This window comes from Mangrovimicrobium sediminis, assembly GCF_004745945.1.
Classification (GTDB): Bacteria; Pseudomonadota; Gammaproteobacteria; order Pseudomonadales; family Halieaceae; genus Mangrovimicrobium; species Mangrovimicrobium sediminis.
The window spans coordinates 450,505-467,670 of sequence record NZ_SRLE01000006.1; the positions used below are offsets into that span (position 1 = coordinate 450,505).

The 17,166-nt window shown below is 60.7% G+C and carries 26 protein-coding genes; all 26 read right to left on the reverse strand.

Features of this window, described 5'->3' with window-relative positions:
* Positions 1-2 precede the first annotated feature (2 nt).
* Positions 3-3,674, reverse strand: coding sequence for a pilus assembly protein (locus tag E4634_RS08735; RefSeq protein WP_167854828.1), 3,672 nt, complete (start codon positions 3,672-3,674; stop codon positions 3-5).
* 110 nt (positions 3,675-3,784) lie between these two features.
* A complete protein-coding gene (locus E4634_RS08740; RefSeq protein ID WP_135442904.1) occupies positions 3,785-4,273 on the reverse strand; it encodes a pilus assembly PilX family protein in 489 nt (162 codons plus the stop codon).
* On the reverse strand, positions 4,270-5,265 hold the full coding sequence (locus E4634_RS08745) for a PilW family protein (protein ID WP_167854830.1): 996 nt from the start codon (positions 5,263-5,265) through the stop codon (positions 4,270-4,272). Before E4634_RS08745 ends, E4634_RS08740 begins: the two co-directional genes overlap by 4 nt.
* Positions 5,265-5,918, reverse strand: a complete 654-nt coding sequence (gene pilV, locus E4634_RS08750; RefSeq protein ID WP_135442915.1) for a type IV pilus modification protein PilV — start codon at positions 5,916-5,918, stop codon at positions 5,265-5,267. Before pilV ends, E4634_RS08745 begins: the two co-directional genes overlap by 1 nt.
* The gene (locus E4634_RS08755; protein ID WP_167854832.1) at positions 5,887-6,462 is read right to left on the reverse strand and encodes a GspH/FimT family pseudopilin; all 576 of its coding nucleotides are present in this window, start codon (positions 6,460-6,462) and stop codon (positions 5,887-5,889) included. Before E4634_RS08755 ends, pilV begins: the two co-directional genes overlap by 32 nt.
* 388 nt (positions 6,463-6,850) lie before the next feature.
* A complete protein-coding gene (rplQ, locus tag E4634_RS08760) occupies positions 6,851-7,234 on the reverse strand; it encodes a 50S ribosomal protein L17 (protein ID WP_135442919.1) in 384 nt (127 codons plus the stop codon).
* 63 nt (positions 7,235-7,297) lie between these two features.
* Positions 7,298-8,302 (reverse strand): DNA-directed RNA polymerase subunit alpha, encoded by a 1,005-nt coding sequence (locus E4634_RS08765; RefSeq protein WP_135442921.1) that lies wholly within the window; start codon positions 8,300-8,302, stop codon positions 7,298-7,300.
* 37 nt (positions 8,303-8,339) lie between these two features.
* On the reverse strand, positions 8,340-8,960 hold the full coding sequence (gene rpsD / locus E4634_RS08770) for a 30S ribosomal protein S4 (RefSeq protein WP_135442923.1): 621 nt from the start codon (positions 8,958-8,960) through the stop codon (positions 8,340-8,342).
* Between the two features lie 21 nt (positions 8,961-8,981).
* On the reverse strand, positions 8,982-9,374 hold the full coding sequence (rpsK, locus tag E4634_RS08775; protein WP_135442925.1) for a 30S ribosomal protein S11: 393 nt from the start codon (positions 9,372-9,374) through the stop codon (positions 8,982-8,984).
* Positions 9,375-9,472: 98 nt separating this feature from the next.
* Positions 9,473-9,829 carry a 30S ribosomal protein S13 gene (rpsM, locus tag E4634_RS08780; protein WP_135442927.1) on the reverse strand — a complete coding sequence of 119 codons (357 nt, stop codon included), beginning with the start codon at positions 9,827-9,829 and terminating at the stop codon, positions 9,473-9,475.
* A gap of 160 nt (positions 9,830-9,989) precedes the next feature.
* Positions 9,990-10,106 (reverse strand): 50S ribosomal protein L36, encoded by a 117-nt coding sequence (rpmJ, locus tag E4634_RS08785; protein ID WP_066055334.1) that lies wholly within the window; start codon positions 10,104-10,106, stop codon positions 9,990-9,992.
* Positions 10,107-10,136: 30 nt separating this feature from the next.
* Positions 10,137-11,465 (reverse strand): preprotein translocase subunit SecY, encoded by a 1,329-nt coding sequence (secY, locus tag E4634_RS08790; protein WP_135442929.1) that lies wholly within the window; start codon positions 11,463-11,465, stop codon positions 10,137-10,139.
* Positions 11,466-11,900: a 50S ribosomal protein L15 gene (gene rplO, locus E4634_RS08795; protein ID WP_135443256.1), complete on the reverse strand. Its 435-nt coding sequence runs from the start codon at positions 11,898-11,900 to the stop codon at positions 11,466-11,468.
* 15 nt (positions 11,901-11,915) lie between these two features.
* On the reverse strand, positions 11,916-12,098 hold the full coding sequence (gene rpmD, locus E4634_RS08800; RefSeq protein WP_135442931.1) for a 50S ribosomal protein L30: 183 nt from the start codon (positions 12,096-12,098) through the stop codon (positions 11,916-11,918).
* Between the two features lie 18 nt (positions 12,099-12,116).
* The gene (rpsE, locus tag E4634_RS08805) at positions 12,117-12,629 is read right to left on the reverse strand and encodes a 30S ribosomal protein S5 (protein ID WP_135442933.1); all 513 of its coding nucleotides are present in this window, start codon (positions 12,627-12,629) and stop codon (positions 12,117-12,119) included.
* 9 nt (positions 12,630-12,638) lie between these two features.
* Positions 12,639-12,989, reverse strand: coding sequence for a 50S ribosomal protein L18 (gene rplR, locus E4634_RS08810; protein ID WP_135442935.1), 351 nt, complete (start codon positions 12,987-12,989; stop codon positions 12,639-12,641).
* Positions 12,990-12,999: 10 nt separating this feature from the next.
* The gene (gene rplF / locus E4634_RS08815; RefSeq protein WP_135442937.1) at positions 13,000-13,527 is read right to left on the reverse strand and encodes a 50S ribosomal protein L6; all 528 of its coding nucleotides are present in this window, start codon (positions 13,525-13,527) and stop codon (positions 13,000-13,002) included.
* Between the two features lie 26 nt (positions 13,528-13,553).
* On the reverse strand, positions 13,554-13,949 hold the full coding sequence (rpsH, locus tag E4634_RS08820; RefSeq protein WP_135442939.1) for a 30S ribosomal protein S8: 396 nt from the start codon (positions 13,947-13,949) through the stop codon (positions 13,554-13,556).
* A 15-nt stretch (positions 13,950-13,964) separates the two neighbouring features.
* A complete protein-coding gene (gene rpsN / locus E4634_RS08825; protein WP_135442941.1) occupies positions 13,965-14,270 on the reverse strand; it encodes a 30S ribosomal protein S14 in 306 nt (101 codons plus the stop codon).
* A 12-nt stretch (positions 14,271-14,282) separates the two neighbouring features.
* Positions 14,283-14,822 carry a 50S ribosomal protein L5 gene (rplE, locus tag E4634_RS08830; protein ID WP_135442943.1) on the reverse strand — a complete coding sequence of 180 codons (540 nt, stop codon included), beginning with the start codon at positions 14,820-14,822 and terminating at the stop codon, positions 14,283-14,285.
* Positions 14,823-14,856: 34 nt separating this feature from the next.
* Positions 14,857-15,168: a 50S ribosomal protein L24 gene (rplX, locus tag E4634_RS08835; RefSeq protein WP_135442945.1), complete on the reverse strand. Its 312-nt coding sequence runs from the start codon at positions 15,166-15,168 to the stop codon at positions 14,857-14,859.
* A 25-nt stretch (positions 15,169-15,193) separates the two neighbouring features.
* Positions 15,194-15,562, reverse strand: coding sequence for a 50S ribosomal protein L14 (gene rplN / locus E4634_RS08840; RefSeq protein WP_135442947.1), 369 nt, complete (start codon positions 15,560-15,562; stop codon positions 15,194-15,196).
* Between the two features lie 43 nt (positions 15,563-15,605).
* A complete protein-coding gene (rpsQ, locus tag E4634_RS08845) occupies positions 15,606-15,872 on the reverse strand; it encodes a 30S ribosomal protein S17 (RefSeq protein ID WP_135442949.1) in 267 nt (88 codons plus the stop codon).
* Between the two features lie 2 nt (positions 15,873-15,874).
* Positions 15,875-16,066 (reverse strand): 50S ribosomal protein L29, encoded by a 192-nt coding sequence (gene rpmC / locus E4634_RS08850; RefSeq protein WP_135442951.1) that lies wholly within the window; start codon positions 16,064-16,066, stop codon positions 15,875-15,877.
* Entirely contained in the window at positions 16,066-16,479 is a 414-nt protein-coding gene (gene rplP / locus E4634_RS08855; protein ID WP_135442953.1) for a 50S ribosomal protein L16, read from the reverse strand. The genes rpmC and rplP overlap by 1 nt, the downstream gene beginning before the upstream one ends.
* A gap of 11 nt (positions 16,480-16,490) precedes the next feature.
* Positions 16,491-17,162: a 30S ribosomal protein S3 gene (gene rpsC, locus E4634_RS08860; protein ID WP_135442955.1), complete on the reverse strand. Its 672-nt coding sequence runs from the start codon at positions 17,160-17,162 to the stop codon at positions 16,491-16,493.
* Positions 17,163-17,166: the final 4 nt, after the last annotated feature.

Sequence of the window (17,166 nt, forward strand, 5' to 3'; positions counted from 1 at the left end):
CGTCAGTAATCCTCGCGGTACCAGTAGTTTCCGTAGGGCGCGGGCAGGTCGGCACCGATGTCGCACACACCACCCCGGCAGGAGGGCGGATCGTTCGGGTCCGACGGACCATCGGAGCTGGAGCCCGGGGGCAGCAGGATCCGGATCTTACCATCTCTGCCCACGTGCACCGAGGGGGTATCCGGCATGACCGGACCCAGCTGGATGGTATCCCGCTTGCCATCGTAGATGTCCACGAAGTACAGCTTGCCCTCGCCCGCCCGGATACCACAGACCTCGATATCGTTGGGGTCGGCGACGACCGAGTTCGGGTCGTTCGGGCTGTAAGTAGTGAAGGTCGTGGTGCCGCGGATGGTCACCGAATCCGACAGCGACTTCTCGCCATACCCGTCCAGGCGCAGTTTCCAGCCCGGTGCCTCGATGAAGTCCAGGCGCGCAGCGGCGATTTCGTTCGGGTCGCCCGTGTTGAGGCTGTCGCTGGTGATGTCGAACAGAGCGCTGTTGCCATTGATATCGGGGTCGATGATCGGCAGGGTACAGCGATTGTCCAGCGGCGTCGGCGGATCCGTCGGCTGGCAGTCCGACACCGAGGGCGCGGGAGTGCTGTACAGGCCAGTCTGGTAATCCCGGAGCATGTAGAAGTAGTTCTCAACTGTGCTCTCCAGCGGATGCGCGCGGTCGCCGCTGCCGAGAAGGATGGCATCGACAGCCTCGCTGTCCAGGCGGATGCGCACGATATCGGGCGAGCCGAAGAAGCGCCGGTCGCCGGTCGCGGTCCCGTTATTGAGATCGGCGAGCTGGGTGAAGTACCAGGTCTCACTACCTGCATTCACCGGCAGCTTACTGCCCATATCCACACGCCATACGTTGCCGCCGGCGTCGCCAAAGTACAGGCGGTCGGTCAGTCCATCACCGTTGCTGTCCAGCACGGAGACCCTGCCCGGCACTGAATGCTCCAGTCCGCTGGCCTGCAGGTTGATAGATGAGCCATCCGCCGGGGTCACGCTGCGCACCAGGACACCGGTTTCGGCATCCACGATGAACACGCCGCGCCCAACGGTGTCGGGATCGACAATACCGCTGTCGTCCTTGTTGGGGTCGTAACCCGCACCGAAGACCACCACCGGCTTGGGTTCCCCCTCGCCGTCCACGTAGCCCGGGATGAAGGTCGCCACCGGCTCGGAGAAGGTCATGGCCATCTCGCCCATATCGTCGTTGGGATCCTCGGGGGATTTCATCCACATGAAGGACGGGCTATCCGGGTTGGAAATATCCAGCGCGTAGATCTGCTCACCACCGCGGCGCATACCCAGGAAGATCCAGGCGATGTCACCGTCGACGTCGGACAGGGTACCGTCGCCATTGACGTCCTTGCGGTAGAGCGCGGGACGCAGGTCCATGCCGTACACGCGATTGATGGAATTGTCGTTGATCCGGCGCTTGTGCAGGATGGGCGCGAGTTCCTTGGGGAAGAACGCCCAGTCTTCCTGGCCGTCAGCGTCGTCGAACATATGCACGAAGCCCGCGTTGGTGCCGACCACGATGCGCAGGTCCGGATTGTTCGGGTCGGCGCCGCCGTAGTTCACCACCACCGGCTGGCTGTGCAGGATATCGCCGACGATCCAGCTGCGCGGATCGCCGGTAACCACTCCGCCCTCAATCTTGAAGCCGCGACCGTAGGCCAGCGCGTAGGCGAAATCCGCAGCGTTGTTCACACCGAAGTAGGAGTAGAGGCCGGCGTCGTCGGCGGCACCCACGGCATCGGCGGACAGGTTGGCGGCGCTGAAGGTTTCCAACGCACCGCCTGTGCCGGTATTGGTCAGGATCGTGCGACTGGCCGGGTCGCGGGCGGCGAGCAGCGCACCGACACCGCCGGTCGCCACGGCACCACCATCGGTGCTGCTCCAGTAGGTACTGATATTGTCGGCAATGTAGCCGGTCTCGGCATCGATAGCGGGAGCGCCGAACTTGTCGACGATAGTCGCGGTACCATCGTTGCCGATTTCGAGCTTGAGTTTCTTGACGTTGCCGCGCCAGTCCACCCGCTCGTCCGGCTTGAACATCGCATAATAGACGTCGTCCAGGCTCTCGGTGCGCGTGAAGGTGTCGACCGCCACCGCCGGCGAGGTGAACGTGGAGTCGGTATCCCAGATGGCGAGCAGGATCTCCCGGAAGGCGCTGGCGAGAGTGTCAGCGTTGTCCGCTTCGTAATAGCCGGGCAGTTCTTCGCCATCCTCTGTATAGCGCTTACCGGTCGCCGCCTGCTCGAGCAACGCCTGCTGGGTATCGAAACCGATGGTATAGGTGATCGCGTGCTGACCGCCGTTGCTGGAATCGCCGTCCAGGTCGCTGTGGAACATGTAATCGGTGATTGCCGGCAGGCAGCTGTTGCCCGGGTAGTCGTCGCAATCGTAAAGGTTGCCGTCCCGGTCCCGGAGGTTCTCGATCCTGGATACGGCGTTGCCGTCGTTGGTCGGCGCACCGTCCGTCATGATGATCAGGTAGATTTCATCACATTGCACTTCAGGGGCTATGTAGTTGCTGCCATCCTCTGCTGCCGTATCCCGGGCGGGGTAGCCGGTATTGGTCGAACCCTGTTCAAGCCCGTAGAACACGCTCTGGCCACTGAAGTAGCGATACACCTCATAGGTGGCCTCGCACAGCGGCGTCCAGGTGTCCCCGTCCAGGTTATTGATGATATTGACGACGTTGGAGCGGTCGCTAACAGTCATGTTCTCGATGATGCGCGAGACAATCCGGCCGCCGTCATCGCTACTGCCGCTGTTCGTGTTGAATACGCCGAGTCCGAAATCAACGGAAGTGTTAGTGTTGACGAAGTCAGTAATAACCCGCTGCGCAACCTCGAGACGCGTCTCGACTGTCGACAGGGCCTCGTCCGTATACCAGTTCATGTAGTTCGCGGTAAATAACGTGTAGGCATTGCGTCCCCAGTCGACATTGGAGTCGTCGCGATCAGCACTGTACTCGCTGCCGTCCGAGACACCATCGACGGGGTAACCATCGGGCTCGACACCGCCATTGTCGGGATTGCTATTGGTAAAGTCCGCCTCACATTCGACGTGGTCGGGGTTGTGTACCGAGTCGCTGGGCGCCTCCCAGGAACCTGCAATCTCGACGTCGGTACACGTTTCGCTACCGCGCTGATAATCGAGTCTGCCTCGGTTATTTCGATAGCACCACCCTGGATATGAACGGCTGGGACGATATCCGGCGGGACAGGAAAACTCGCAGACCCGCTGTGTCGAGGAGTTACTCCAGAACCGCACCTTGGTCGTCGCACTCTGGCCCTGAGTCTCCAGTGCGTCGTAGGACTCACCACAGCGGTTCTTGTCTTCGTAAAACCACTGGTCGCGGTCATTGTAGTTGGTAGGCGGATCAGCATCGTCGGACCAGTAGATCTTGCCGTCGTCATAGTCGCCGGAGTAGACCGTATTGGGGTCATACGGCACACGCGAGGTCACGTTGTTGCTGGTCATACTGCCCGAGTTATCGAACAGGATGAGGACCTTGGGCCGCACGGTGGCGTTTACCGAGTCACCGGTGGTGGTGAAGATATCGGTATCGTCGGCATACACCCTGCCGGACAGCGCCATCATGATGGCAACCACAAATGCCATGCCCCACAGCAGGCTATCGCGAGCTGATACGTTCATTGTTTTCCCCTCCGCGGCTCTTGCTGCCGACACCTGGCTCTGGCGCACCATACCGGTATTCCAAAACCCTTGTTGTGTTCTCACATGTTGACTGGCCATGCTTTTTTTACCTATCTCGAAGTCAGCACGCTCTTGACCACACCCAGGGATATCCGGGTGCGGGCGCGCTCTGGAATTTCATGCTCGGCATCCACCTGGTAATAGTCACAGGAGAAAGTACCAACGCTGCTGCCATCGCGCTCAAAACGCGGCCGCGGGCAAGCCGCCTCGGTAGCGCGCAGGGTGAGTTGCGCCTCCACATTGGTCGGGTCGCGCAATTTGGCCAACGGAGTGCTGTTCGCCGCGAACGGGTTGACGGGCTGGGCGCTGGCCGTAAATGGGTCGTCGGCTGTGCCGGCCAGCGCCAGGGCGCCGAAAGCTGCCGCATCTGCCGCCTGCTGCGAATGATTCTGGTCCTGCAAATTGCCGGAAGCACGCAGGCTCAGGGCACTGTTGCGCGCCGCCGTCACACTGATAATCGTGACGATCAACAGGAAAATGAGCGACACCACCAGGGCGACGCCGCGCTGCCGGTTCGCGGGGGACTTGCTATGTCTCATACGCCGCTCCGGATAAACAGGTTGGGATTGCGCAGGGTGACGCTACTGGACATCAGGAGGCGCCAATAGTGGTCGCCGCCTCCATCAACGATTGTGTCGCCGACTACGTAGCTTTTCTTGTTTTCATAACTGAATTCCTCATCTGCACTGCGCAGCAGCAGGAAAACCTCGACGATACCGATACTGTCCCAGCTGTCCCCGACCCCATCCAGGTAGCCATACTGATCGATATCTCCGTCGCCACTGCTGTCCCAGCCAAAGCGAAAGCGCATAACCTGGACACCCTGCACCATGTCCTCGGTCTGGATGGACATACCGGCGCCATTCCAGGCCAGCGTCTTACGCACCAGGCTCGGCACACCTCCCTCGCGCACATAGAAAATCTGGAACTCGTAGGGCCAGGCTGTACCGCGCGCATAGATCTGGCCCGCGCCGACGTCCGGCGGCGTGTCGGCGCCATCCAGCAACAGGCCGCGCTCGGCATTGGCAATAAGATAAGTGGTCTTACCATCGAGGTCGTTGAACGTGGTGACTTCGGCGTCGTTGGGATCCACTGCTGAATCTACCGGGTCCGGACGCAGGTATTTGACCAGGAGAACGTCGCTGCCAGGAACCGCGTCCGTGATGCAGCCGAACGCGTTACCACTACCATCCGCGGCCTGCGCAAAAATGTATCGCCGCATGTCGTAGGCTGCGCCGAAGCCGGTGCAATCGCCGGTGACTGCACTGAGGCTCGCATCCTGGTCGATATCCTGCAGGGCGACACCGCCGAAAAAGCCCGCGTGGCGCAGTGAGTCATTTAGAATCTGCAGGGCAAACCTGCCGCTGTCCGAAAGGATGATCGAGCGCTCGGTTTCCAGGTAGGAACGATTCGACGAAACGAAAACGAAGACTGCGCCACCGATCAGGATGCCGCCAAGCAGGCCAGCGACCATGAATTCGATCAGCGAGAAGCCCGACTGGCTGCGCTGCCTGAATGAGAAGTTATCCATCATAGCTCCGTCGCATCGACCACAAAGCTGCTAACCACTACCTGCCGCCTGTAAGGGTCTGCGCCGGCGTCGGCACCTCCGCAGGCGTCGCCGTCGCTGGGCACACCGTCAGCGGCCTCGTGCAGCCCCCGCCACTGGATGAATATTTCCAGTTGCCCGGTGCGCGCGGCAGTGCCAAAGGCGGTGAAACGGATACAGCTATTGACATTAGTGAGTCCTGCGGTCGCTTCGTCATTGAACGTCACCGCCTCACCCAGCAACTCCTGCTCGAACTCCCACAGGTCCTGGGCCGCAATTTGTTGCGGCGTACAGCTCACGCTTATGCAGTTGGGATCCGGCGCTTCGGCAATCGTCCCGGCCCCATCGCCATCGCCATCGCCGATGGGGTTCATCTGAATGTTGTACCCTGCAATACCCGCGGGGTTGTTGCGGATTCGCTCCAGCATGCTGTCGCCCATGCTGACCGCCCGCGCCCGCTGCACGGACTCGTACTGGGAGGTCTTGGACGTGATATGCAGCGTAGCGATACCCAACACGCCGATCGACAGAATGAAAACGGTGATCAGCACCTCGATCAGCGTCAAACCCCGCTGTCGGGCTGCCGGCGTCACGCGTTGCCGCTTAGTTGCAAACGATGTCTTTAACAAGGCCATTGTTATCCAGGGTGTCCACTATCTCGCTGCCATCGGTGTCCGTTGCCATGCTCACCTGACCGGACCCGCGCAAAATAACCGCGCTCCCGCGCTTCGCGCCGCGATCGTCGCAAATGATCATGGTTCCGCTGCTGCCCCGCGCTTCTCCACGGGTACTGAAGCTCACGCGGCTCTGGCCGGTGCCACTGAAGTCTTCGAACGCCAGTTCGATTTCCGGTGCTGATACCCGGTGGTTGATAATTATCTCATTGGGATCGGGCGCATCGTCCTCATCCATGTCCGCAAAGGCGAGGTAGCCGTTGCTCCAATCACCACTCGTCGTACAGTTCGTGTTATCAGCGCTCTCACAGACAATCACCGGGAAGCGCCTCGCCATCGCTTCGGAGCGCGCATTGGTGAGCGTCGACCGAAACGCATAGGATTCGGTACGGATCTGGCTGTTCTTCCGCGTGTCGATGAACGACGGCGCGGCGAGCGTCAGCGTGACCGCCAACACCACCAGCACTACCATCAACTCAACGATTGAAAATCCGCGTTGTTTCACCGTGTCTCCAGACAAGTCCTAACCATGTTTCCGGGCGCAGTGCGCGCCAAAAGAAACTGTCGATCGTGTTATAGCGAAACGGGAAATGCACTGTCCACGGCATCCCGACGAACGCGCTGAATGCCGGATAAACGGTAGGCAAGCAGGCAAAACTGTGAACTAGGTCACACTATGCGCCCGGTACACAAAGTGGGGTCAGATACGACTTCCTTTGATGGCTTTGGGGATGTGGGGCGATATGGGCCCTCTTATATTGCCAGCAAGAAAGCGGGGGCAGATGAGACTTATTTTTGAGGACATCAAAAGAAGTCTCATCTGACCCCACTTTTTCGGGACGAAAAAAAGCCCGGCGGGGGGCCGGGCTTCTTTGCTGCGGAAGAACGGAGGATTACTCCTCGTCGTAGTCTTCCGGCTGCGGGCGGTCGACCAGTTCGACGTAGGCCATGGGGGCCTTGTCGCCGGCGCGGAAGCCGCACTTCAGGATGCGGATGTAGCCACCGGGACGCTCCTGGTAGCGCGGGCCCAGTTCGCCGAACAGCTTGCCTACCGCTTCCTTGCTGCGCACGCGGTCGAACGCGAGGCGACGGTTGGCGACGCTGTCTTCCTTGGCCAGGGTGATCAGGGGCTCCGCGTAGCTGCGCAGCTCCTTCGCCTTGGGCAGGGTGGTCTTGATCAACTCGTGCTCAACGAGGGAGGCGGTCATGTTGCGAAACATGGCCTTGCGGTGGGCACTGTTGCGGTTCAGTTGACGTCCACTGTGACGATGACGCATTTTTCCAGTCCTATATTCTCAAGTGCTATCGCAGCACGGCTGTCTCTTTAACCGGGGGCGCTATCAGGCGCTCAGTACCCGGTCGTCGTTTTTCAGGCTGGCGGGCGGCCAGTTGTCCAGGCGCATACCCAGGGACAGTCCGCGGGACGCCAGTACGTCCTTGATCTCGGTGAGCGACTTCTTGCCCAGGTTCGGGGTCTTGAGCAGCTCGACCTCGGTGCGCTGCACCAGGTCGCCGATGTAGTAGATGTTCTCTGCCTTGAGGCAGTTGGCCGAACGCACGGTCAGCTCCAGGTCGTCGACCGGACGCAGCAGGATCGGATCCACTTCGTCCTCTTCCTCGACGTACTCGGACTCGGACTCGGATTCCAGGTCGACAAACACGGCCAACTGCTGCTGCAGGATGGTCGCGGCGCGACGGATGGCCTCTTCGGGGTCGATGGTGCCGTTGGTCTCAAGGTCCAGCACCAGCTTGTCCAGGTCGGTGCGCTGCTCGACGCGAGCGGCCTCAACCACGTAGGACACGCGCTGTACCGGGGAAAAGGTCGCGTCCAGCTGCAGGCGGCCGATGGAGCGGGTTTCCTCGTCGGGATTCTCGCGGGAATCCGCCGGGGAGTAGCCGCGGCCACGGGCAACTGTCAGCTTCATGTTGATCTCGCTGCTGCCGTTCAGGTGGCAGATCACGTGATCCGGGTTGCGCACTTCGATATCGTGGTCGACCTGGATATCGCCGGCGGTCACCACGCCCGGGCCCTTGCGGGACAGGGTCAGTTCAGCTTCGTCCTTGCCGCTCATCACCAGGGCGACGCCCTTCAGGTTGAGCAGGATCTCGATGACGTCTTCCTGTACGCCTTCGATTGCGCTGTACTCGTGCAATACACCGTCGATCTCGACTTCGGTGATGGCACAACCGGGCATCGAGGACAGCAGGATACGACGCAGCGCGTTACCCAGGGTGTGGCCGAAGCCGCGCTCGAGGGGCTCCAGGGTCACCTGGGCGCGACGGGCGTTCTTCTCTTCGACGTTGATGACACGCGGGGTCAGAAATTCGGTCACTGCACTCTGCATACGGGGCACCTATTACCAGGATTAATCCTAAAGTGAATTACTTGGAGTAGAGTTCGACGATCAGGTTTTCGTTGATGTCCGAAGACAGCTCCTGACGGTCGGGCACCGACTTGAAGGTACCTTCAAGCTTGTCGGCGTTGACTTCGATCCACTCCGGTTCACCGCGCTGGGCCGCGAGGGCCAGGGCAGACTGCACACGCAGTTGCTTCTTGGCTTTCTCGCGCAGGGACACGACGTCGCCCGGCTTCACCTGGTAGGACGGGATGTTCACCACGGCACCATTGACCAGGATCGCCTTGTGAGCCACCAGCTGACGCGCTTCGCTGCGGGTAGCACCGAAGCCCATGCGGTAGACCACGTTGTCCAGGCGGGACTCCAGCAGCTGCAGGAGGTTCTCGCCGGTGGCGCCTTTCAGGCGGGCCGCTTGCTTGTAGTAGTTACGGAACTGCTTTTCCAGAATGCCGTAGATACGACGTACTTTCTGCTTCTCGCGCAGCTGTACGCCGTAGTCGGACAGGCGGCCGCGACGGGCGCCGTGCTGACCGGGAGCATTTTCTGCCTTGCACTTGCTTTCCAGTGCACGCACGCCGCTCTTCAGGAACAGGTCGGTTCCCTCACGACGGGAGAGCTTGCACTTGGGACCAATATATCGAGCCATGTCTATACCTTCCTGTAAGCCTTACACGCGACGTTTCTTCGGCGGACGACAGCCGTTATGCGGCACGGGCGTCACGTCGGTGATATTGCTGATCTTGAAGCCGCAGGCGTTGAGCGCGCGTACGGCGGACTCACGGCCGGGCCCGGGACCCTTGACCTGGACATCCAGGTTCTTCAGGCCGTATTCCTTGGCCGCTTCACCGGCGCGCTCCGCTGCCACCTGGGCGGCGAAGGGGGTGCTTTTGCGCGAACCGCGGAAACCGGAACCACCAGAGGTCGCCCAGCTCAGGGTGTTGCCCTGGCGGTCGGTGATGGTCACGATGGTGTTGTTGAACGAGGCGTGAACGTGCGCGATGCCGTCCACGACCGTCTTGGTCACTTTTTTACGAGTGCTCTTGGCATTGGGCTTGGCCATTATGCTTCCTGTTTAATATCATCACTGCACTTCGGTGCAGCTACACTAAAAAGGATTCGCGGGATCGGTGGGCCGGGACTTGTTGCCCGGCATTCCCCTTACTTGCGAATCGGTTTGCGCGGGCCCTTGCGGGTGCGCGCATTGGTCTTGGTGCGCTGGCCACGGACCGGCAGTCCACGGCGGTGACGCAGGCCGCGGTTGCAGCCCAGGTCCATCAGTCGCTTGATGTTCATGGAAATTTCCCGGCGCAGGTCGCCCTCGACGGTCATTTCCTGGACCTTGCCGCGCAGCGAATCCATCTGCTCCTCGGACAGGTCACCGATCTTGGTGTTTTCAGCAATACCCGTAGCTGCGCACAGGCCGCGGGCCTGGGTGCGACCAATACCGTAGATATAGGTCAGCGAGATAACAGCATGCTTGTTATCAGGTATGTTGACGCCGGCAATACGAGCCATTCAACTCTCTCCAATCAATCGTTTCGCCCGAGTTCGCGGGAATTCGCAAGCCCCTGATTTGTCACGATTTTATGATTAAAACCGTGGGGGCGGCGCGAAAGGCGCAGCATTCTAGCGATATCGTTACTAAAAATCAAGCACGAGGCAGCGATGCCCGGGCTCAGCCCTGGCGCTGCTTGTGACGCGGATCGGTGTTGCAGATCACCCGCACCACACCATTGCGGCGAACCACTTTGCAGTTGCGGCAGATCTTCTTGACTGATGCACGTACCTTCATCGTTCCTTACTCCGTTACGACCGGGCCGCCTCAGCGGACGCGGCCGGCACTCCCATAATTCTTCAGGTTGGCCTTTTTCATCACCGATTCGTACTGGTGTGACATCAGGTGGCTCTGCACCTGGGCCATGAAATCCATCACCACGACAACCACGATCAGCAGCGAGGTGCCGCCCAGGTAGAAGGGCACGTTAGCCGTAACCACCAGGAACTGGGGAATCAGGCAAACGATGGCGATATACGCCGCACCGAACACTGTCAGCCGGGTCAGCACGCCGTCGATGTAGTTGGCGGTCTGCTGTCCCGGGCGGATACCGGGCACGAAGGCGCCGGACCGCTTCAGGTTGTCAGCCACTTCCGACGGGTTGAACATCAACGCCGTATAGAAGAAGCAGAAAAACACAATAAACACCGTGAACAACAAAATGTTCAGCGGCTGGCCCGGGCCGATCATCACGGCCAGGTCCTGCAGCCAGTCCACCGAGCTCGACTGACCGAACCACTGGGCGATCGACGCCGGGAACAGCAGGATGCTGCTGGCGAAAATGGCCGGGATAACACCCGCCATGTTCACTTTCAGGGGCAGGTGCGAGCTCTGCGCCTGGTACATCCTGCGGCCCTGCTGCCGCTTCGCGTAGTTCACCGTAATCCGGCGCTGGCCACGCTCGATAAACACGATGGCGAAGATCATGAAGATCGCCAGCGCGAGAATCGCCAGCAGGAACAGGATGTTCAATTCACCCTGCCGCGCCTGCTCCAGCGACTGGCCGATAGCCGAGGGCAAACCCGCGACGATACCGGCAAAAATCAGCATCGAGATGCCGTTGCCCACACCGCGCTCGGTGATCTGCTCACCGAGCCACATCATGAACACCGCCCCGGTGACCAGCGAGGTAATCGCGATCACGTAGAACAGCGGGGTCACGCTGTAGGCCATACCCTGGTTGGCCATGCCCACCGTCATACCGGTGGCCTGGATCACCGCCAGCACTACCGTCAGGTAGCGCGTGTACTGGCTGATCTTGCGCCGGCCAGACTCACCTTCCTTCTTCAGCGCCTCCAGCTGGGGCGTCACCGCCGACATCAGCTGGATGATGATGGACGCCGAGATATAGGGCATGATGCCCAGCGCCAGGATGCTCATCCGCTCCAGCGCGCCGCCGGAGAACATATTGGCCAGACCCAGGATCGTGCCCTGGTTCTGGTTGAACAGCGCCGCCAGCTGATTGGGATCGATCCCCGGCACCGGGATATGTGTCCCGATCCGGTAGATGACGATCGCCATCAGGAGAAAACGCAGGCGAGCAAATAGCTCGCCCATGCCCGCCTTGTTTACCTGGGGCAGCTGACCTTGAGCCATTTAGTCCTCGATCTTTCCGCCGGCTTTCTCGATCGCCTCGCGGGCACCCTTGGTAACCGCCAGGCCCTTCACCGTAATTGCCTTGTTCAGTTCACCGGACAGGAAAACCCGTGCGCGAGTCACATCTTCTTTCACCAGGTCAGCAGCCTTCAGCGCCGCCAGGTCAGCCACGTCGCCGTCGATCGCGTTCAGCTCGCCCAGACGGATCTGCGCGGTAGTGCGCGCGATGCGCGAGGTGAAGCCGTACTTGGGCAGACGCTTCTGCAGCGGCATCTGGCCGCCCTCGAAACCGGGACGCACACGGCCACCGGAACGGGACTTCTGGCCCTTGTGGCCACGGCCCGCGGTCTTGCCCAGGCCGGAGCCGATACCGCGACCGACCCGCTTGCTGTTCTTCCTGGAACCCGGCGCGGGGCTCAGGGTATTCAGTCGCATTACATCAGACATGGTTCAGTCCTCGACCTTTACCAGGTAGTTAACTTTGTTGATCATGCCGCGCACCGAGGGAGTATCCTCCACCTCGACGGTATGACCGATACGGCGCAGGCCCAGGCCAGCCACGCAGGCCTGGTGCTTCTTCAGGCGGCCGTGGATGCTCTTGACCTGGGTCACCTTGATGGTTGCTTTAGCCATGACGAATCAACCCGATAATCAGTTCAAAATTTCTTCGACGGACTTGCCGCGCTTGGCCGCCACGTCTTCCGGCGAGCACATGTCGCGCAGGCCGTTGAAGGTCGCACGCACCACGTTCACCGGATTGGTGGAGCCGTAGCACTTGGCCAGTACGTTGTGTACGCCAGCGATTTCCAGCACGGCACGCATCGCGCCACCGGCGATGACACCGGTACCTTCGGAAGCCGGCTGCATGTAGACCTTGGAGGCGCCGTGGGCGGCCTTCACCGGGTACTGGATGGTGCCGTTCTTCAGGTCGACCTGAATCATGTTGCGGCGTGCCGCTTCCATCGCTTTCTGGATGGCGACAGGCACTTCGCGGGCCTTGCCGCGGCCGAAGCCGACACGACCGTTGCCATCGCCAACCACGGTCAGCGCGGTGAAGCTGAAGATCCGGCCACCCTTGACCACTTTGGCCACGCGGTTGACCTGGACCAGCTTCTCCTGCAGGTCGCCTTCCATCGGCTGCTGCTTCTTGTCGTTGAACGCCATATCAGTACCCTAGAATTCCAGTCCACTTTCACGGGCAGCGTCGGCCAGTGCCTTGACGCGTCCGTGGTATTTGTAACCTGCACGGTCGAACGCCACACGCTCGACACCGGCAGCCTTGGCGCGCTCGGCGACCAGTTTGCCCACCTCGGCCGCAGCCGCGATGTTGCCGGTCGCGCCCTGGCGCAGCTGGCCGTCGAGGGTCGAAGCGCTGGCCAGCACCTTGTCACCCAGGGGCGAGAAGACCTGGGCGTAGATGTGGCGCGGAGTACGGTGGACGCTCAGGCGGTTGACGCCCTGGTCACGCATGCGGTTGCGCGCGCGACGTGCGCGACGCAGCCTTGAATCATTCTTTGCACTCATCTCAACTTACCTACTTCTTCTTGGCTTCTTTACGCCGCACGTTTTCGTCGGCGTAGCGAATGCCCTTACCCTTGTAAGGCTCCGGCGGACGGTAGCTGCGGATTTCGGCCGCCACCTGTCCCACCACCTGCTTGTCCACACCCTTGACCACGATCTCGGTCTGGGTGGGGGTCTCGGCGCTCACACCCTCGGGGAGTTGGTACTCCACCGGGTGCGACAGGCCTACCGTCAGGTTGACCTTGTTGCCGGAAGTGCTTGCGCGGTAACCGACGCCGTTGAGCACCAGCTTCTTCTCCCAGCCTTCGCTCACGCCCTTGACCATGTTGGCCAGCAGCGCGCGGGTGGTGCCCGCCATCGCCTTGGCCTGGTCGCTGGCATAGGCCACCTGCAGCGCACCCTCTTCCTGGTTGACGTCGATGCCGTCTACCAGCGAGAGCGCCAGGCTTCCCTTGCTGCCCTTGACGGTGAGGTCACGCCCGTCCAGCTTGACCTCCACACCGCCCGGCAGTGCTACCGGATTGTTTGCGACTCTAGACATTTCGGTTGCTCTTCAATTCAGTCAGTTTAGAAAACGGTGCACAGCACTTCGCCGCCGACACCGGCCGCGCGCGCGGCGCGATCGGTCATCACACCCTTGGAGGTGGAGACGATAGCCACACCGAGGCCACCGCGCACGGAGGGCAGTTCGTCCTTGGCCGCATAGCTGCGCAGGCCGGGACGGCTCACGCGGTCGATCTCTGCGATCACCGGCTTGCCCTGGAAATACTTCAGGTCTACCGACAGGCGGGGCTTGCCGGTATCGTTGCTGGCGTTGAAGCCGGCGATGTAACCTTCGTCCTGCAGAACCTTGGCAACGGCTGCCTTCAGCTTGGAGCCGGGCATCTCGACCGACTTCTTGCCGGCCATCTGGGCGTTGCGAATACGGGTCAGCATATCTGACAGCGGATCTTGCATACTCATTTCAATGGTTCTCCGTTACCAGCTGGCCTTGACCAGACCGGGGACATCACCGCGCATTGCCGCTTCGCGCAGCTTGTTACGGCACAGGCCAAACTTACGATATACCGCGTGAGGACGGCCGGTGACCTGGCAGCGACGCTGCTGGCGAATGGGGCTGGCGTCGCGGGGCAGCTTCTGCAGGGCGATCTGGGCGTCCCACTTCTCGTCGTCGGAAGCGTTGACGTCGGCCAGGATAGCCTTCAGCGCAGCGCGCTTGCCTGCGAACTTGGCCACCATACGAGCACGCTTCTTCTCACGCGCAATCATAGATTTTTTAGCCATGAATAAAGCCTCTTAACCTTTCAGGGGGAAGTTGAAAGCGCGCAGCAGGGCGCGGCCTTCATCATCCGTACGAGCGGTGGTGGTGATGGTGATGTCCAGGCCGCGCAGGGAATCCACCTTGTCGTAATCGATTTCGGGGAAGATGATCTGCTCGGTCACGCCCATGGCGAAGTTGCCGCGGCCGTCGAAAGACTTCGGGCTGATGCCGCGGAAGTCACGGATACGCGGGATCGCGATGCTGATCAGGCGCTCCAGGAATTCGTACATGCGGTCGGAACGCAGGGTCACCTTGCAGCCGATCGGCCAGCCTTCGCGGACCTTGAAGCCTGCGATGGACTTGCGCGCCTTGGTGATCACGGGCTTCTGGCCGGCGATCATTTCCATGTCGGCCATGGCGGCCTCGAGGACTTTCTTGTCGCCGATGGCCTCACCCACACCCATGTTCAGGGTGATCTTGGTGATGCGCGGAACTTCCATCACATTGGCCAGACCCAGCTCTTCTTTGAGCTGGGCAGCGATCTCGCTCTTGTACTTGTCTTTCAACGTTGCCATGTCTATTACCTGTTAGCCTCGATCAGTCGGCGCTTCAGCCGATCGCCTCGCCGCTGGACTTGTAAATACGTACCTTGCTCTCGCCTTCGAGCTTGAAGCCCACGCGGTCCGCCTTGCCGGTGCCGGGGTTGAAAATCGCGACGTTGGAAACCTGGATAGGGGCTTCCTTCTCGACGATACCGCCAGCCACGCCAGCCTGCGGGTTGGGCTTGGTGTGCTTCTTCACCATATTGATGCCGGCGACAATCACGCGGTTGTCGTCCAGTACCTTGCGGACCTTGCCGCGCTTGCCCTTGTCCTTACCGGCCAGGACAATCACTTCGTCATCGCGCTTGATCTTCAACATTTTCCTTTTCCTCTCCTCGGCCTGGTCAGATAACTTCCGGGGCCAGAGAAATGATCTTCATGAACTTCTCGCCGCGCAGTTCGCGGGTTACCGGCCCGAAGATACGGGTGCCGATAGGCGCCTGCTGGTTGTTCAGCAGCACGGCGGCGTTATCGTCGAACTTGATCAGGGAGCCATCGGCACGGCGCACGCCCTTCTTGGTGCGTACGACGACCGCGGTCATCACCTGGCCTTTCTTGACCTTGCCGCGCGGAATCGCTTCCTTGACGGTCACCTTGATCAGGTCACCCACGCGCGCGTAGCGACGCTTGGAGCCACCCAGCACCTTGATGCACATCACGCGACGGGCGCCGCTGTTATCGGCGACTTCCAAATACGACTGTGTCTGAATCATCTTCTACTCCAAACTGCGGCTGGCAGCCGCAAAATCTCGCTACTTAAATCTGCGTGGCGCTCTCTACGACTTCCACCAGCTTCCAGGTCTTGCTCTTGGAAAGCGGACGGGTTTCAGCGACGGTCACGGTGTCGCCGATGCCGCACTGGTTGTCTTCGTCGTGCGCATGGATCTTGGAGGAACGAGTGATGTACTTGCCGTACACGGGGTGCTTCACCCGGCGCTCGATCAGTACGGTGATCGTCTTGTCCATCTTGTTGCTGACAACCCGGCCGGTTGCCGTACGGGTACGGTTTTCTGCAGCTGACATGTTCAGTTACCTGCCTTCTCAGTGAGTACAGTCTTCACGCGTGCGATGTCGCGCTGGTTGTCTCGCAGCAGGTGAGTCTGCCCGAGCTGACCAGTGGACTTCTGCATGCGCAGCTTGAACTGCTCCTCACGCAGGGTGAGCAGCTGCTTGTTCAGGTCCTCTACGGACTTCTCACGCAAATCGCTAGCTTTCATCACATCACCGACCGTTTTACAAAAGTTGTGGCTACCGGGATCTTCGCGGCGGCCAGCTCGAATGCTTCGCGGGCCAGCTCTTCGGAGACGCCCTGCACTTCATACAGCACCTTGCCAGGCTGGATCTGCGCCACCCAGTACTCGACGTTACCCTTACCCTTACCCTGGCGAACTTCCAGCGGCTTGGTGGTAATCGGCTTGTCCGGGAACACACGGATCCAGATTTTGCCGCCACGCTTGATGTGACGGGTCATGGCGCGACGTGCCGCCTCGATCTGGCGCGCGGTGATACGGCCGCGACCAGTCGCCTTCAGTCCGAATTCGCCAAAGCTCACCTTGCTGCCGCGATGGGCCAGGCCACGGTTGCGACCCTTGTGAGTCTTGCGGAATTTTGTACGCTTAGGTTGAAGCATCTGCGTAACCCTTAATTAGTTGCAGTTTTCCGGGCGCTGTCGGAGGTGTCTTCGCCACCGATGACTTCGCCTTTGAAAATCCATACCTTCACACCGATGATGCCGTAGGTCGTCGACGCCTCGTAGGTGGCGTAGTCGATGTCGGCGCGCAGGGTGTGCAGCGGCACACGGCCTTCGCGGTACCATTCGGTGCGCGCGATTTCCGCGCCACCCAGGCGGCCGCTGACCTGGATCTTGATGCCTTCGGCACCCTGGCGCATGGCGTTCTGTACCACGCGCTTCATGGCGCGGCGGAACATCACGCGACGCTCCAGCTGCTGGGCGACGTTCTGCGCCACCAGCTTGGCATCCAGGTCCGGCTTGCGGATTTCCTCGATGTTGATGTGCACGGGGACGCCCATCTTCTCGGTCAGAACCTTGCGCAGCGCGTCCACGTCCTCGCCTTTCTTGCCGATCACGATGCCGGGGCGGGCGGTGTGGATGGTGATACGTGCGGTCTGCGCCGGGCGCTCGATCACAACACGGCTCACCGACGCGTTTTCCAGCGCCTTCTCGATGTACTTGCGAACTTCCAGGTCAGTAATGAGCTGCTTGGAGTAGTTCTTGCTGTCGGCGTACCAGATGGAATTGTGATCCTTGACAATGCCCAGGCGAATTCCGACGGGATGTACTTTCTGACCCATGTTG

Excerpts from the sequence above, each read along its gene's own strand:
- rpsM (WP_135442927.1), bottom strand. The coding sequence starts at position 9,829 with ATGGCTCGTATTGCCGGCGTCAACATACCTGATAACAAGCATGCTGTT.
- rpsE (WP_135442933.1), bottom strand. The coding sequence starts at position 12,629 with ATGGCGTTCAACGACAAGAAGCAGCAGCCGATGGAAGGCGACCTGCAG.
- rpmD (WP_135442931.1), bottom strand. The coding sequence starts at position 12,098 with ATGGCTAAAGCAACCATCAAGGTGACCCAGGTCAAGAGCATCCACGGC.
- rpsH (WP_135442939.1), bottom strand. The coding sequence starts at position 13,949 with ATGAGTATGCAAGATCCGCTGTCAGATATGCTGACCCGTATTCGCAAC.
- rpsD (WP_135442923.1), bottom strand. The coding sequence starts at position 8,960 with ATGGCTCGATATATTGGTCCCAAGTGCAAGCTCTCCCGTCGTGAGGGA.
- rpsQ (WP_135442949.1), bottom strand. The coding sequence starts at position 15,872 with ATGTCAGCTGCAGAAAACCGTACCCGTACGGCAACCGGCCGGGTTGTC.
- E4634_RS08735 (WP_167854828.1), bottom strand. The coding sequence starts at position 3,674 with ATGAACGTATCAGCTCGCGATAGCCTGCTGTGGGGCATGGCATTTGTG.
- rplN (WP_135442947.1), bottom strand. The coding sequence starts at position 15,562 with ATGATTCAGACACAGTCGTATTTGGAAGTCGCCGATAACAGCGGCGCC.
- rplX (WP_135442945.1), bottom strand. The coding sequence starts at position 15,168 with ATGTTGAAGATCAAGCGCGATGACGAAGTGATTGTCCTGGCCGGTAAG.
- rplE (WP_135442943.1), bottom strand. The coding sequence starts at position 14,822 with ATGGCAACGTTGAAAGACAAGTACAAGAGCGAGATCGCTGCCCAGCTC.
- rplR (WP_135442935.1), bottom strand. The coding sequence starts at position 12,989 with ATGAGTGCAAAGAATGATTCAAGGCTGCGTCGCGCACGTCGCGCGCGC.
- rpsN (WP_135442941.1), bottom strand. The coding sequence starts at position 14,270 with ATGGCTAAAAAATCTATGATTGCGCGTGAGAAGAAGCGTGCTCGTATG.
- pilV (WP_135442915.1), bottom strand. The coding sequence starts at position 5,918 with ATGGCCTTGTTAAAGACATCGTTTGCAACTAAGCGGCAACGCGTGACG.
- E4634_RS08765 (WP_135442921.1), bottom strand. The coding sequence starts at position 8,302 with ATGCAGAGTGCAGTGACCGAATTTCTGACCCCGCGTGTCATCAACGTC.
- rplP (WP_135442953.1), bottom strand. The coding sequence starts at position 16,479 with ATGCTTCAACCTAAGCGTACAAAATTCCGCAAGACTCACAAGGGTCGC.
- secY (WP_135442929.1), bottom strand. The coding sequence starts at position 11,465 with ATGGCTCAAGGTCAGCTGCCCCAGGTAAACAAGGCGGGCATGGGCGAG.
- E4634_RS08740 (WP_135442904.1), bottom strand. The coding sequence starts at position 4,273 with ATGAGACATAGCAAGTCCCCCGCGAACCGGCAGCGCGGCGTCGCCCTG.
- rpmC (WP_135442951.1), bottom strand. The coding sequence starts at position 16,066 with ATGAAAGCTAGCGATTTGCGTGAGAAGTCCGTAGAGGACCTGAACAAG.
- rplQ (WP_135442919.1), bottom strand. The coding sequence starts at position 7,234 with ATGCGTCATCGTCACAGTGGACGTCAACTGAACCGCAACAGTGCCCAC.
- E4634_RS08745 (WP_167854830.1), bottom strand. The coding sequence starts at position 5,265 with ATGGATAACTTCTCATTCAGGCAGCGCAGCCAGTCGGGCTTCTCGCTG.
- rpmJ (WP_066055334.1), bottom strand. The coding sequence starts at position 10,106 with ATGAAGGTACGTGCATCAGTCAAGAAGATCTGCCGCAACTGCAAAGTG.
- rpsK (WP_135442925.1), bottom strand. The coding sequence starts at position 9,374 with ATGGCCAAGCCCAATGCCAAGAGCACTCGTAAAAAAGTGACCAAGACG.
- rplF (WP_135442937.1), bottom strand. The coding sequence starts at position 13,527 with ATGTCTAGAGTCGCAAACAATCCGGTAGCACTGCCGGGCGGTGTGGAG.
- rplO (WP_135443256.1), bottom strand. The coding sequence starts at position 11,900 with ATGCGACTGAATACCCTGAGCCCCGCGCCGGGTTCCAGGAAGAACAGC.
- rpsC (WP_135442955.1), bottom strand. The coding sequence starts at position 17,162 with ATGGGTCAGAAAGTACATCCCGTCGGAATTCGCCTGGGCATTGTCAAG.